Source organism: Streptomyces sp. NPDC030183, from assembly GCF_055573455.1.
Genome location: NZ_JBVIBK010000020.1, coordinates 102,642 through 115,643, shown reverse-complemented (window position 1 = coordinate 115,643; position 13,002 = coordinate 102,642). Strand labels below are relative to the sequence as shown.

Below are 13,002 nucleotides of genomic sequence, written 5' to 3'. Positions count from 1 at the left end.
ACCCGCGTCGGTGCAGCACCCCGCCAACCCCTTCGCCCCGCCCGCAGGGACTCCGCACCCGGTCGCGCAGGGCCCCGCCCCGGGCAACCCGTTCGCCCCGCCCTCGGACGGAGCGGCTTCACCCGCGTCGGTGCAGCACCCCGCCAACCCCTTCGCCCCGCCCGCAGGGACTCCGCACCCGGTCGCGCAGGGCCCCGCCCCGGGCAACCCGTTCGCTCCGCCCTCGGACGGAGCGGCTTCACCCGCGTCGGTGCAGCACCCCGCCAACCCCTTCGCCCCGCCCGCAGGGGCCCCGCACCTCTCGCCGCAGGGCAGCCCCGCCCCGAGCAACCCCTTCGCCCCGCCCTCCGACGGGGCGGCATTCACGGCGCCCTCGCCCGTGCCCTACGCCGCCTACCCCCCGCCCACGCCCATACCCGGCCCCGGCGCCCCCTTCGTCCGGCAGGACCCGGCGGCCCACACCCTGCACGCCCACCTGCCCGGCGCGACGGGCGGCGTCCCCGTGCCTCCGCCGCCGATCAGTCCCGACGGGCCCGGGCAGTTCCCGTACGGGTACGCGCAGTACCCGGCGGGCGGTACCGGAGCCGTCGGGTATCCGCACGGCTCCGGCTACGGCTGGCCCCTCATGCCGCCCCCGCCGAGCAACGGCATGGGCATCGCCTCGATGGTCCTCGGGATCTGCGCGGCCACCCTGTTCTGCATGTGGCCGCTCGCGATCCTGCTGGGCGTGATGGCGGTGATCTTCGGTGTCATCGGTCGCGCCAAGGTGAGCCGGGGCGAGGCGACGAACCCCGGGCACGCGCTGGCCGGGATCATCTGCGGCATCGCCGGCTTCCTCATGGGCATCGGCTTCTTCGTCCTGATCGTCGTGGCACCGGACGGCACGGACGAGTCGGACACCGACGTCTACGACGGCGGCTACGACACCTCCTTGTCGCTGGTCCTTCCGGCCGAGAGCACGCCCCCGCCCCTCGCCCACCTCACGGCGCCGCGCCGCTAGCCCGTAGACGTCGGCAACCCTGGGCCAGCTCTTCGGCGCCGCGCCGCCCCCTCCGCGCAGACCGCCCCCCTTCCCCGCAGACCCCCTCCGCGCAGACCGACCTCCCCCGCAGACCCCCTCCGCGCAGACCGACCTCCCCTCGGACCGCCCCCGGCGCCCCGGTCGCTCGTGCCTGCCGCGGCTACCCCTCGTCACCCCGGAGCAGCCGCTCCCGTGCCGTCATCAGGGCGAAGCCCAGCAGGTTGGGGCCGCGCCACCGCGCGGGGTCCATCGCGCGTTCGTCGTCCGCCGCGAGACCGATGCCCCAGACGCGGTCCAGGGGGCTCGCCTCGACGAGGACGCGGCCCCTCGTCCCCAGCAGGAAGGCCCGCAGATCGTCGTGCGCGGCGAACTTGTGGACGCTGCCCTCGACGACGATGCCGAAGCGCTCCCGCTCCCACAGCGCCTCGTCGAAGCCGCGCACCAGCCGCCCGACCTTCTTGGCCATCGCGGGGCTCGACGCCGCGACGGCCTTGCGCTCCGCCTCCACGTCACCGAACAGCCGGGCCTTGGACGCCATCATCCAGTGCTCCGCCGTCGCGTACTCCACGCCGTCCACCGTGAACGGCGACGGCCACCACTGACTCAGACAACTCGGCCCCACCCGGCCGTCGGGCCGTGGCCGGTGCCCCCAGAAGTGCAGGTACTTGACCCTCGCCCCCGCCTGGACCTCGCTGATCAGCGCGTCCCAAGAATCGATCTTCAGCATGCCGACGAGTGTGGCACCCGCCACTGACACACCGTCCCCGATTTTCGCCCGCGACTGGACACCTGGTCGACAGATTCCGTCGCGTAACCAAAAGGCAACAACGGAATCACTTGTTGATGCCCCATCCCTCTGTCAGGATCGGCACTCAAATCGAGCTGGAGCTACGCCACCCACCCCCGGGACGCAGGGGGGCAAGGCGGAGGAGAGCGACATGCAGAACCCGGGAACCGCCGCCCCGGACCGATTCCCCGCGCAGGAACGCTTCGCGGCCGGCGCGCAGTTCATCGCCGGCCGTCTGACGAAGGGCACGTCGGGTCACACGCACGCGGTCGTCGACCCCGCCACCGGCGACGAGGTCCTCACCTACGAGCTGGCCGGGACCGGCGACGTGGACGCGGCCGTCGCCGCCGCCCGCCAGGCGTTCCCCGGCTGGGCCGCGGCGACCCCCGGTGAGCGGTCCGACGCGCTGCACCGGTTCGCCGCCGTGCTCGCCGACCGGGCCGAGGACCTCGCCCGTGCCGAGTCGCTGCAGTGCGGGAAGCCGCTGAAGCTCACCCGCGAGTTCGACGTCCCCGGCACCATCGACAACACCGCCTTCTTCGCGGGCGCCGCCCGCCACCTCCAGGGCCAGTCCGCAGGCGAGTACTCCGGCGACCACACCTCGTACGTACGGCGTGAGCCCATCGGTGTCGTCGGCTCCATCGCCCCCTGGAACTACCCCCTCCAGATGGCCGCCTGGAAGATCCTCCCGGCGGTCGCCGCCGGCAACACGATCGTCCTGAAGCCCGCCGAGCTGACCCCGCTCACCTCGCTGCTGTTCGCGCAGGCCGCCACCGACGCCGGAATCCCCGACGGTGTGATCAACATCGTCACCGGCACCGGCAGGGTGGCCGGCGAGCACCTGGTCGGCCACCCCGACGTGGCCATGACGTCCTTCACCGGCTCCACCGCCGTCGGCAAGCGGGTCGCCGAGATCGCCACGGCGACCGTCAAGCGGCTCCACCTGGAACTCGGCGGCAAGGCGCCCTTCGTCGTCTTCGACGACGCGGACCTGGACGCCGCCGTGCACGGCGCCGTCGCGGGCGCCCTCATCAACACCGGACAGGACTGCACGGCCGCCACGCGCGCGTACGTGCAGCGTCCCCTCTACGAGGCGTTCGTCGAGCGGACGGCCGCCCTCATGGACACCGTCCGGCTGGGCGACCCCTTCGCGCCGGGCACCGACCTCGGGCCGCTGATCTCGCACGTCCAGCGCGACCGGGTCGCCGGGTTCGTCGACCGGGCACGCGGGTACGCGCGCGTGGTCACCGGCGGGGAAGCACCGCAGGCGGCGCTCGCGAAGGGTGCGTACTACCGTCCGACTCTCGTCGCCGACGCCGCCCAGGACAGCGAGATCGTCCAGTCGGAGATCTTCGGGCCCGTTCTCGTCGTCCTGCCCTTCGACAGTGACGACGAGGGCATCCGCCTGGCCAACGACACCCCGTACGGGCTCGCCGCCTCCGCGTGGACGCGCGACGTATATCGGGCGGGCCGTGCGACACGGGAGATCAAGGCCGGGTGCGTGTGGGTCAACGACCACATTCCGATCATCAGCGAGATGCCGCACGGCGGCTACAAGGCGTCCGGCTTCGGCAAGGACATGTCGGCGTACTCGTTCGAGGAGTACACGCAGATCAAGCACGTCATGTTCGACAATACGGCGGTGGTCAGGAAGGACTGGCACCGCACGATCTTCGGGGACCGCTAGTCAGACCGGGGACCGGCCGCCCGACCTCCGGCCGGTCCTCGCCACCCTCCCGAAAGGGCACCTCCCGAAAGGGCATCACGCGCATGGAGCAGTACGAGCCCGACCGCCTGTCCCCGGCCCAGGTGGCCGCCATGCGGCGCAGTCTCAGGAACGGCAGGGCCTCACTGAGCCGCCGTTCACTGCTGCGCGCCGGAACGGGCGGCGCGCTCGCCGTCGGCGCGCTCGGCACGCTGAGCGCCTGCGGCATCCCCGCGGCGAAGAACACCGCGGGTGTCTCGTCCGAGGACCACTCGGCCAAGGAGAAGGAGGTCTCCTTCTCCAACTGGACCGAGTACATGGACGTCGACGACAGCGGCAAGCACCACCCGAGCCTCGACGCGTTCACCCGGCGCACCGGCATCAAGGTCAAGTACACCGAGGACATCAACGACAACGTCGAGTTCTTCGGCAAGATCAAGCCGCAGCTCGCCGCCGGTCAGGCCACCGGCCGTGACCTCATCTGCGTCACCGACTGGCTGGCGGCCCGGCTGATCCGCTTCGGGTGGGTCCAGAAACTGGACGCGTCCAACCTGCCGCACGCCTTCACGAACCTCTCCCAGCAGTTCCGCAGCCCGGACTGGGACCCGGGGCGGGCCTACTCCTACCCCTGGCAGGGCATCTCGACCGTCATCGCCTACAACAGGAAGGCCCTCGACGGCGAGGAGGTGAAGTCCGTCTCCGACATGCTCGACAACCCGAAGCTGAAGGGCCGCATCGGTTTCCTGTCCGAGATGCGCGACAGCATCGGGATGACCCTGCTGGACATGGGCAAGGACCCGGCGAAGTTCTCCGACGACGACTACGACGCGGCGATCGCCCGCCTGCAGAAGGCCGTGGACAAGGGCCAGATCCGCCGCTTCACCGGCAACGACTACACCTCCGACCTGAGCAAGGGCGACATCGCGGCCTGTATCGCGTGGGCCGGTGACGTCGTCCAGCTCAAGGCCGACACCCCGGACGTCGACTTCGTCATCCCCGACAGCGGCTACATGACCTCGACCGACAACCTGCTGATCCCGAACAAGGCCCGCCACAAGACCAACGCCGAACGGCTGATCGACTACTACTACGAGCCGAAGCCGGCCGCCGAACTCGCCGCGTACATCAACTACGTGTGCCCCGTCGACGGGGTGAAGGCGGAGCTGGCCAGGATCGACGAGGACGCGGCGAACAACCCGCTGATCATCCCCGACGCCGCCATGGCGGCCAAGTCCCGCGCCTTCCGCTCCCTCACCCAGAAGGAAGAGACGGCGTACGAAGAGAAGTTCGCGAAGCTGACGGGGGCGTGACGAGGACCATGAAGACCACACAGAACAGCAGCGGTGACGTCCGTCTGTCCGGCATCGGCAAGACCTACGGCTCCTTCACCGCCGTGCACCCGCTCGACCTGACCGTGCCGGAAGGTTCCTTCTTCGCCCTTCTCGGCGCCTCCGGCTGCGGCAAGACCACCACGCTGCGGATGATCGCCGGCCTGGAGGAACCGTCCCAGGGCACGGTGTCGCTGGGCGACCAGGACGTGACGAACCTCCCCCCGTACAAGCGGCCGGTCAACACCGTCTTCCAGTCGTACGCCCTCTTCCCGCACCTCGACATCTTCGAGAACGTCGCCTTCGGACTGCGCCGGCGCGGCCTCAAGAGCGTGAAGAAGCAGGTCGACGAGATGCTGGACCTGGTCCAGCTCGGCGAGCAGGCGCGCAAGAAACCGCACCAGCTCTCGGGCGGCCAGCAGCAGCGCGTCGCCGTCGCCCGCGCCCTGATCAACCACCCCAAGGTGCTGCTCCTCGATGAGCCGCTCGGCGCCCTCGACCTCAAGCTGCGCCGCCAGATGCAGCTGGAGCTGAAGCGCATACAGACCGAGGTCGGCATCACGTTCATCCACGTCACGCACGACCAGGAGGAGGCCATGACCATGGCCGACACGGTCGCCGTGATGAACGGCGGCCGGGTCGAGCAGCTCGGCTCCCCGGCCGACCTGTACGAGAACCCGAGGACCACCTTCGTCGCCAACTTCCTCGGCACCTCCAACCTCATCGAGGCCGAGGTCGACTCCAGGAGCGGCGAGGAGATCGTGCTGAAGGCGGGCGACGGCAAGCTCGTCCTGCCCGAGGCGCGATGTGCGGCGCCCGCCACCACCGGCGGCAAGGTCCTCGTCGGCATCCGCCCCGAGAAGATCACCCTCTCCCACGCGGACGACGCGGGCGAGATTCCCGTCGGCCGCAACCGCGTCACCGGGAAGATCGCCGCGACCAGTTTCATCGGCGTCTCCACGCAGTACGTCATCGACAGCTCGGTCTGCCCCGAGTTCGAGGTGTACGTGCAGAACGTCGAGCGCGACGCCCGCCTCGTCCCCGGTGCCGACGTCGTCCTGCACTGGAGCCCGGCCCACACGTTCGGCCTGGACGCCGCGCAGGACATCGACGCGGGCGTGGAAGAGGGGGCGGCCCTGTGATGTCGACCCTCGCCGAAGCCGAGGCGCCACCGCCCCTGGCCCCCGTACCGACAAGAAAGCCGCCCCGCAGAAGGGGCCGCTGGACGCCGTACCTGCTCCTCGCGCCCGGTCTGATCTGGCTGCTCGTCTTCTTCGCGATGCCGATGGTCTACCAGGCGTCCACGTCCGTGCAGACGGGCTCCCTGGAGGAGGGCTACCGGGTCACCTGGCACTTCGCGACCTACTGGGACGCGCTCGGCGAGTACTACCCGCAGTTCCTGCGCTCGGTGCTCTACGCCGGCACGGCGACGTTCCTGTGCCTGCTCCTGGGCTACCCGCTGGCGTATCTGATCGCGTTCCGCGCGGGACGCTGGCGCAATCTGATCCTGATCCTGGTGATCGCGCCGTTCTTCACCAGCTTCCTGATCCGCACCCTCGCCTGGAAGACGATCCTCGCGGACGGCGGCCCGGTGGTCGGCGCCCTCAACTCGCTGCACGTCCTGGACGTCACCAGCTGGCTCGGCCTCACGGCGGGCGACCGTGTGCTGGCCACGCCGCTCGCGGTGGTCTGCGGCCTCACGTACAACTTCCTGCCGTTCATGATCCTGCCGCTCTACACCTCGCTGGAGCGCATCGACGGACGGCTGCACGAGGCGGCGGGCGACCTCTACGCCACCCCCTTCACCACCTTCCGCAAGGTCACCTTCCCGCTGTCCATGCCCGGTGTCGTCTCCGGGACGCTGCTGACCTTCATCCCCGCCAGCGGTGACTACGTGAACGCCGAACTCCTCGGCTCCACCAACACCCAGATGATCGGCAACGTCATCCAGAGCCAGTTCCTGCGGATTCTCGACTATCCGACGGCGGCGGCCCTCTCGTTCATCCTCATGGCCGCGATCCTCATCATGGTCACGGTCTACATCCGCAGGTCCGGGACGGAGGATCTGGTTTAAATGGCCTTCCTGAACTGGCTCAAGCGGCATCTCGTCGTCCTCGCGGGACTGCTCACCCTCGGCTATCTCCTCCTGCCGAATGTCGTGGTCACGGTCTTCTCCTTCAACCAGCCGAAGGGCCGTTTCAACTACGAGTGGCAGGAATTCTCCACGGCCGCCTGGAGCGACCCGTGCGGCGTCGCCGACCTGTGCGGCTCGCTCGCGCTCAGCCTCCAGCTCGCCGCCTGGGCGACCCTCGGGGCGACGGTCCTCGGCACCCTGATCGCCTTCGCGCTCGTCCGCTACCGCTTCCGCGCGCGGGGTGCCGTCAACTCGCTGATCTTCCTGCCGATGGCGATGCCCGAGGTCGTGATGGCCGCCTCGCTGCTCACCCTCTTCCTCAATCTGGGTGCTCAGTTGGGCTTCTGGACGATCCTCATCGCCCACATCATGTTCTGCCTCAGCTTCGTCGTCGTCGCCGTCAAGGCGCGCGTGATGTCGATGGACCCGCGGCTGGAGGAGGCCGCGCGGGACCTGTACGCCGGCCCCGTCCAGACGTTCCTGCGCGTCACCCTGCCGATCGCCGCCCCCGGTATCGCGGCGGGCGCGCTCCTCGCCTTCGCGCTCTCCTTCGACGACTTCATCATCACCAATTTCAACGCGGGCTCGACCGTCACCTTCCCCATGTTCGTCTGGGGTTCGGCGCAGCGCGGAACGCCCGTCCAGATCAATGTCATCGGCACAGCCATGTTCCTGATCGCCGTACTGTTCGTGGTGGCCGGAATGGTCGTCACGAACCGCAGAAAGCGGCAGAAGGCATAACGTCGCCCGTCGGAATTCTCGTAGGGAGTTGAAATCATGGCCCCAAGCGCCATGAACCGTTGGACAAAGTCTCTCTCCGACGCACAGCCGGTCCCGTACTGGCTCGAAGACCCCGGCAAGCCCCACCCCGAACCCGCCCTCACCGGCGCCGAGACCTGCGACCTGCTGGTCGTCGGCGGCGGCTACAGCGGACTGTGGACCGCGCTCATCGCCAAGGAGCGCGACCCCGGGCGGGATGTCGTCCTGCTGGAAGGCCGTGAGGTGGGCTGGGCCGCCTCCGGCCGCAACGGCGGCTTCTGCGCCGCGTCCCTCACCCACGGTCTGGCCAACGGTCTCAGCCGCTGGCCGGACGAGATCCACAAGCTGGAGGAGCTGGGCGCCCGCAACCTCGACGAGATCGAGGCGGCGGTCGCCCGGCACGACCTCGACTGCGACTTCGAACGCACCGGTGAGATCGATGTCGCCACCGAGACCTACCAGGCGTGGGAACTGCGGGACTGGTACGACGAGATCAGCCGCAGGGGCCTCGCCGACGGCATCGAGTTCCTCGACGCGGACGCCGTCCGCGAGCAGGTGGCGTCACCGACCTTCGAGGCCGGGCTCCACGACCGCCGGGGCGTGGCCATGCTGCACCCAGCCAAGCTCGCCTGGGGCCTCAAGCGCGCCTGTGTGAAGCTCGGCGTGCGCGTCTACGAGCACACTCCCGCGCTCAGTCTGAAGGCGTACGGCGCCGGCATGGCCGTCCGCACCCCGTACGGCCAGGTCCGGGCCCGTCAGGTGGCCCTCGGCACCAACATCTTCCCCAGCCTGGTCAAGCGCGTCCGCGCGTACACCGTCCCGGTCTACGACTACGCCCTCATGACCGAGCCGCTCACCGCCGACCAACTGGCGTCGATCGGCTGGAAGAACAGACAGGGGCTCGGGGACTCCGCCAACCAGTTCCACTACTTCCGGCTGTCCGCCGACAACCGCGTCCTGTGGGGCGGCTACGACGCCATCTACCCGTACGGCGGCCGGGTGCGCGCCGAGTACGACGACCGGCCCGAGACGTACGCCAAGCTCGCCGTCCACTTCTTCACCTGCTTCCCGCAGCTGGAGGGCGTCCGCTTCACCCACGCCTGGGGCGGCGCCATCGACACCTGCTCCCGCTTCTCGGCGTTCTTCGGTACCGCCCACCAGGGCAAGGTCGCCTACGCGGCCGGGTACACCGGGCTGGGCGTGGGCGCCACCCGGTTCGGCGCGGAGGTCATGCTCGACCTGCTCGCGGGGGAGCGCACGGAGCGCACCGAACTGGAGATGGTGCGCAAGAAGCCGCTGCCGTTCCCGCCGGAACCGTTCGCCTGGACCGGTATCGCCCTGACCAAGTGGTCCCTCGCCCGCGCCGACTCCCACGGCGGCCGGCGCAATCTCTGGCTGAAAGCCATGGACCGCCTGGGGCTGGGCTTCGACAGCTGACACCGCGCAGGATGGAGGGGGCGCAACCGAAGCTCTCGTGAACCATGGGCGTACGCCGTGCCGGCACAGGCGTACGCCCAGCTCGAATGCCGTCATCGGATTCACCACCAACTCATGGGGGAAACCCGCGTAATGCCCGCCCGGCACCGCTGTCTGTGCTCCTGACGCGATTCCGCGTCCGACGGAGCTCTACAGAGAGGGAGGTCCCCGTCATGACTGGGGCCAAGACGGCGGTCGAGTGGCTGGCATCCGTGGCGCCGGATCCCGACGCCTGCCGCTGGGACTGGGAACGCAACCCCTTGGGAGTCACCCTGCTCCCGGCGGGCCGGGCCTGGGACGTCCTGATCCTGCCGGGGGAACTGGGCTACCCCACGCTGGACGTCCTGACCCGCATCATCGACCAACCCGGGCCCGTGCTCGTCGACTTCGGCGACGACCGCATGGGCTTCTTCGTGCCCCCGGGCACCGCGTCCCGCTGGCTCGGGACCGGGGTGCGCAGCGCGGGCCGCGGCACCTGGATCGTGGTGCCGTACCCCGGCCGGCAGTCCGGCGGTGTCCGCTGGCTGGTCCCCCCGGACGGCACCGGCACCCTCACCGACCCGGCCCTGCTGGAACTGGCGATGCACGAGGCGGCGGCGGGCCTCGCCAGGGACCAGGACCGTTGAGCACGGAGGGCCCCGAGCGGCGTGTCGGGACGGCGGACGTCCCGACCGGCGGCTCGGGGCCTCCTGGTGCGGCAGGAGGGGAATGGATTTGCGCCAATGACTTGATTGGCCCTTGATTAGTCCGGACGAAACAAAAGGGAAACAAAGGCCGTCAAGTTCGCACTTGAACGGCTCAACTGAGTGCCTTAAGCTCCAGTCCATCCCGAGATCGGTGTGCCAGCCAACTGGCCCAGACCGGAGAATGGAGGTGGTCATGGAATTATTACGGATCCCTGGAATCGAGAAGCAGGCGCTCATGGCGCTCTTTCCCCTGGATCCCGCCCGGTCCGTCAAGATCGGGACATTGGGACCGGAAGGCACGAGCAGCGAGCACATCGCCCGGATGATGCTGCGGTGCATAGGCGATCCCGAGGGTTGCGAGATAGCCCTTGAAGACACGTTCGAGCGGTGCCTGGACGCCCTCGTCGACGGCCTCATAGACCTCGCACTGGTACCCCACGCCTACTCGAGGATAAACGCGTTCTACATGCACCCGGGCCTGCGGCCGGTCAGCGTATTTCATGGGAGCACGCCGGAATACGGTCTCGCCACCCGGCCCGACTTCGCATTCGACGAAGAAGTGCTGCGCACCGACACGGTCGTCAGTCACCCCGCTCCTGTCCCGATGCTCGAACACCATGTCGCCGGACCCGTGAAGGTCGCGACCGTGACCTCCACGAGCCAGGCCGCCGGCCGCGTCGCCGACGGGCATTACAACATCGCGCTGACGAACGAGCAGGCGGTCGAGCAGTACAACCTGAAGTTCGTCCAGAGATTCTCGCGTATCCCCATGACCTGGACCGTTTTCTCGCGGAAGAAGGATGGCCATGACCACCGGTGTGCGTGAAATCCCCTTCTTCCCGGTCGCCGACGCGCTGCTGCACGAGAACGGCGTGCGCAGCGATTCCTACCGGCGTGACGACACCGAGGTGCGCCTGTCCTACCTGGCGCCCGGAGCCGTGCTGGACGAGGCGTCGACGGCGTGGGCGCGGGTCGGGATCGTCGTGCGCGGGGAACTCGCCGTGACGGTCGAGGACGTGACGAAGACGATGGCGGCCGAGCACGACGTCTTCGTCGCCCCGCCCGGCGCGAGCCTCTCCGTGACGAACACGTCCGCCGAGGAGACCGTTCTGCTGGTGATCAAGCGCAACAAGCCGGGGGAGAGCTACCCCGCCCCCAGCGGCTATTTCCTCGAACCGCTGGAGTCGCGCAAGTTCGTCGGCATGGACGTGACGTTCTTCCTGGCGGACTGGATCGAGCTGATGATCGCCGATATTCCGGCCGGTGGCGAGATGCCCTATCACAAGCACTCGCACGAGCAGATCGGCACGTGCCTGGAAGGGCGCTACGAGATGACCGTCGAGGGCGCACGGCATGAATTGCTGTTCGGCGGCACCTACTTCTGCGCGAGCCAGGAGGGGCACGGGGCGGCGAACCCCAACACCGCCCTGGCGCGTTCCCTCAACATCTTCATCCCGCCGCGCTATCACCGGGTTCCGAAGCCGGCCACGGGACAGGAAAGCGAGTGACCCGACTGGCACTCGTCCTGGGGGCCGGCCGCGGTATCGGACGGGCGACGGCGCTGCGCCTGAATTCGACCGGCTACACGACGGTCCTGTGCGCCCGGAACAGGAGCGACCTGGAAAAGGTCGCTGCGGAATCAGCGGGCGGACCCACCCCGTACGTGATGGCGGGAGACATCACCTCGCCCGCTTTCCGTACCGAACTCGTCCGTGAGACGGAACGCCGGTTCGGAAGGATCGACGTGCTGGTCAACAACGCGCCCGGCCCGGCGCCGGGCGCCTTCGACAGTGTGTCGGCCGACGACGTCGGTCTCGCCATGGAGCAGAAACTCGTCCCGTACCTGGATCTGATCAAGAACGTGGCACCGCTCATGATGCGCGACGGCTTCGGGCGCATCGTGAACGTCGTCGGAAACGCCGGAAAGGAACCCGCCCCCGGATTGTTCCTCTCCGGCCTGGTGAACGCGGCCGTCGCGAACGCCAGCAAGTATCTGGCGAGCCAGTACGCCCCGCACGGGGTGACCGTGAACTGTGTGCACCCCGGGGTCATCCGCACCCAGCGATACGACCGTGCCGTGCGGCACATGAGTCGCTCCCAGGGGATCCCGCCGCAGGAGGCCGAGGACCGGATGCGGCGGTCCATCCCCATGGACCGGCCGGGCACGGCCGAGGAGGTCGCCGCCCTCGTCGGGTTCCTGGCGTCCGACGAAGCCTCCTATGTGACGGGGCAGCAGATCTCCGTCGACGGCGGCCACATGACATGCGTATGAGAGGAGACGGGTTCGTGGCGTTCAAGGACAAGGTGGTCATCGTCACCGGCGCGGCATCCGGAATCGGCCGCCGGACGGCGATCGAGTTCGCTCGGCAGTCCGCGAAGGTCGTCGTCGCGGACATCGACGAGAAAGGCGGTGAAGGCGTCGTCGCGCAGCTCACGGACGAAGGACTCGACGCCGTCTTCGTGCCGACGGATCTCACCGTCGAGGCGGACTGCGCCCACCTCGTCGCCACCGCAACCCAGACCTTCGGCCGACTCGACGTCCTCGTGAACAACGCCGGCATCGAAGTCACCACACCCCTGCACGAGATGCAGGAGCACGAGTGGGACCGGCTGGTCGACACCAACCTGAAGAGCATGTTCCTGTGCTCCAAGCACACCCTGCGCCAGATGATGTCGGCCGCCGACGGCGGGGCCATCGTGAACGTCTGCTCCGTCAGCGGCCTGGTGGCCTGGCCCGGCATAGCCGCCTACAACTCCACCAAGGGCGGCGTGCTGATGCTCACCAAGTCGCTCGCCATCGACTACGCGCAGCACAACATCCGGGCGAACTGCGTCTGCCCCAGCATCATCGACACCCCGATGACGGACGTCTCCAACGGCCATGACGACGCCGTCAAGGCGGAGAAGGCCAAGCTGAATCCGATCGGCCGGCTGGGCACGCCCGAGGACGTCGCGAACGCGATCCTCTTCCTCGCGTCGGACAAGTCGTCGTTCATCACGGGCACCGCCCTCACCGTCGACGGCGGCTACACGGCCATCTAGAAGCCCGCCGAGGACTCTCCACGGTCCCCGCACAGCCTCGCCCCGAGGTCATCCCCCGCACCCG

At 69.0% G+C, this 13,002-nt stretch carries 13 protein-coding genes; 12 read left to right on the top strand and 1 reads right to left on the bottom strand.

The window, feature by feature from the left end:
• A partial coding sequence (locus ACZ4Z2_RS24265) for a DUF4190 domain-containing protein (protein WP_468078752.1) occupies nucleotides 1-1,000 on the top strand: 1,000 nt, incomplete at its 5' end.
• Nucleotides 1,001-1,181: 181 nt separating this feature from the next.
• On the opposite strand, the gene ACZ4Z2_RS24260 is transcribed toward ACZ4Z2_RS24265, so the two are convergent.
• Entirely contained in the window at nucleotides 1,182-1,748 is a 567-nt protein-coding gene (locus ACZ4Z2_RS24260) for an NADAR family protein (protein ID WP_468078751.1), read from the bottom strand.
• 211 nt (nucleotides 1,749-1,959) lie between these two features.
• On the opposite strand from ACZ4Z2_RS24260, the gene ACZ4Z2_RS24255 reads away from it, so the two are divergent.
• From ACZ4Z2_RS24255 to ACZ4Z2_RS24205, 11 genes are all read left to right on the top strand, one after another.
• Nucleotides 1,960-3,495, top strand: coding sequence for a gamma-aminobutyraldehyde dehydrogenase (locus ACZ4Z2_RS24255; protein ID WP_468078750.1), 1,536 nt, complete (start codon nucleotides 1,960-1,962; stop codon nucleotides 3,493-3,495).
• An 83-nt stretch (nucleotides 3,496-3,578) separates the two neighbouring features.
• The gene (locus ACZ4Z2_RS24250) at nucleotides 3,579-4,823 is read left to right on the top strand and encodes an ABC transporter substrate-binding protein (protein ID WP_468078749.1); all 1,245 of its coding nucleotides are present in this window, start codon (nucleotides 3,579-3,581) and stop codon (nucleotides 4,821-4,823) included.
• Nucleotides 4,824-4,831: 8 nt separating this feature from the next.
• Entirely contained in the window at nucleotides 4,832-5,983 is a 1,152-nt protein-coding gene (locus ACZ4Z2_RS24245) for an ABC transporter ATP-binding protein (protein WP_468078748.1), read from the top strand.
• Entirely contained in the window at nucleotides 5,983-6,915 is a 933-nt protein-coding gene (locus ACZ4Z2_RS24240; RefSeq protein WP_468078747.1) for an ABC transporter permease, read from the top strand. The genes ACZ4Z2_RS24245 and ACZ4Z2_RS24240 overlap by 1 nt, the downstream gene beginning before the upstream one ends.
• Nucleotides 6,916-7,716 carry an ABC transporter permease gene (locus tag ACZ4Z2_RS24235; RefSeq protein ID WP_468078746.1) on the top strand — a complete coding sequence of 267 codons (801 nt, stop codon included), beginning with the start codon at nucleotides 6,916-6,918 and terminating at the stop codon, nucleotides 7,714-7,716.
• A gap of 36 nt (nucleotides 7,717-7,752) precedes the next feature.
• A complete protein-coding gene (locus ACZ4Z2_RS24230) occupies nucleotides 7,753-9,171 on the top strand; it encodes an NAD(P)/FAD-dependent oxidoreductase (RefSeq protein ID WP_468078745.1) in 1,419 nt (472 codons plus the stop codon).
• Nucleotides 9,172-9,383: 212 nt separating this feature from the next.
• Nucleotides 9,384-9,836: a hypothetical protein gene (locus tag ACZ4Z2_RS24225; RefSeq protein ID WP_468078744.1), complete on the top strand. Its 453-nt coding sequence runs from the start codon at nucleotides 9,384-9,386 to the stop codon at nucleotides 9,834-9,836.
• 253 nt (nucleotides 9,837-10,089) lie between these two features.
• A complete protein-coding gene (locus tag ACZ4Z2_RS24220; RefSeq protein WP_468078743.1) occupies nucleotides 10,090-10,722 on the top strand; it encodes a type 2 periplasmic-binding domain-containing protein in 633 nt (210 codons plus the stop codon).
• Entirely contained in the window at nucleotides 10,703-11,404 is a 702-nt protein-coding gene (locus ACZ4Z2_RS24215; protein ID WP_468078742.1) for a cupin domain-containing protein, read from the top strand. The genes ACZ4Z2_RS24220 and ACZ4Z2_RS24215 overlap by 20 nt, the downstream gene beginning before the upstream one ends.
• Complete coding sequence (locus ACZ4Z2_RS24210; RefSeq protein WP_468078741.1) at nucleotides 11,401-12,168, top strand: SDR family oxidoreductase; 768 nt, start codon at nucleotides 11,401-11,403, stop codon at nucleotides 12,166-12,168. The genes ACZ4Z2_RS24215 and ACZ4Z2_RS24210 overlap by 4 nt, the downstream gene beginning before the upstream one ends.
• Entirely contained in the window at nucleotides 12,165-12,938 is a 774-nt protein-coding gene (locus ACZ4Z2_RS24205) for an SDR family NAD(P)-dependent oxidoreductase (RefSeq protein WP_468078740.1), read from the top strand. Before ACZ4Z2_RS24210 ends, ACZ4Z2_RS24205 begins: the two co-directional genes overlap by 4 nt.
• The last annotated feature ends 64 nt before the right edge of the window (nucleotides 12,939-13,002 follow it).

What these genes read in the sequence shown, in the direction of transcription:
- ACZ4Z2_RS24260 (WP_468078751.1), bottom strand. Translation starts at nt 1,748, where the DNA reads ATGCTGAAGATCGATTCTTGGGACGCGCTGATCAGCGAGGTCCAGGCG.
- ACZ4Z2_RS24255 (WP_468078750.1), top strand. Translation starts at nt 1,960, where the DNA reads ATGCAGAACCCGGGAACCGCCGCCCCGGACCGATTCCCCGCGCAGGAA.
- ACZ4Z2_RS24250 (WP_468078749.1), top strand. Translation starts at nt 3,579, where the DNA reads ATGGAGCAGTACGAGCCCGACCGCCTGTCCCCGGCCCAGGTGGCCGCC.
- ACZ4Z2_RS24245 (WP_468078748.1), top strand. Translation starts at nt 4,832, where the DNA reads ATGAAGACCACACAGAACAGCAGCGGTGACGTCCGTCTGTCCGGCATC.
- ACZ4Z2_RS24240 (WP_468078747.1), top strand. Translation starts at nt 5,983, where the DNA reads ATGTCGACCCTCGCCGAAGCCGAGGCGCCACCGCCCCTGGCCCCCGTA.
- ACZ4Z2_RS24235 (WP_468078746.1), top strand. Translation starts at nt 6,916, where the DNA reads ATGGCCTTCCTGAACTGGCTCAAGCGGCATCTCGTCGTCCTCGCGGGA.
- ACZ4Z2_RS24230 (WP_468078745.1), top strand. Translation starts at nt 7,753, where the DNA reads ATGGCCCCAAGCGCCATGAACCGTTGGACAAAGTCTCTCTCCGACGCA.
- ACZ4Z2_RS24225 (WP_468078744.1), top strand. Translation starts at nt 9,384, where the DNA reads ATGACTGGGGCCAAGACGGCGGTCGAGTGGCTGGCATCCGTGGCGCCG.
- ACZ4Z2_RS24220 (WP_468078743.1), top strand. Translation starts at nt 10,090, where the DNA reads ATGGAATTATTACGGATCCCTGGAATCGAGAAGCAGGCGCTCATGGCG.
- ACZ4Z2_RS24215 (WP_468078742.1), top strand. Translation starts at nt 10,703, where the DNA reads ATGACCACCGGTGTGCGTGAAATCCCCTTCTTCCCGGTCGCCGACGCG.
- ACZ4Z2_RS24205 (WP_468078740.1), top strand. Translation starts at nt 12,165, where the DNA reads ATGAGAGGAGACGGGTTCGTGGCGTTCAAGGACAAGGTGGTCATCGTC.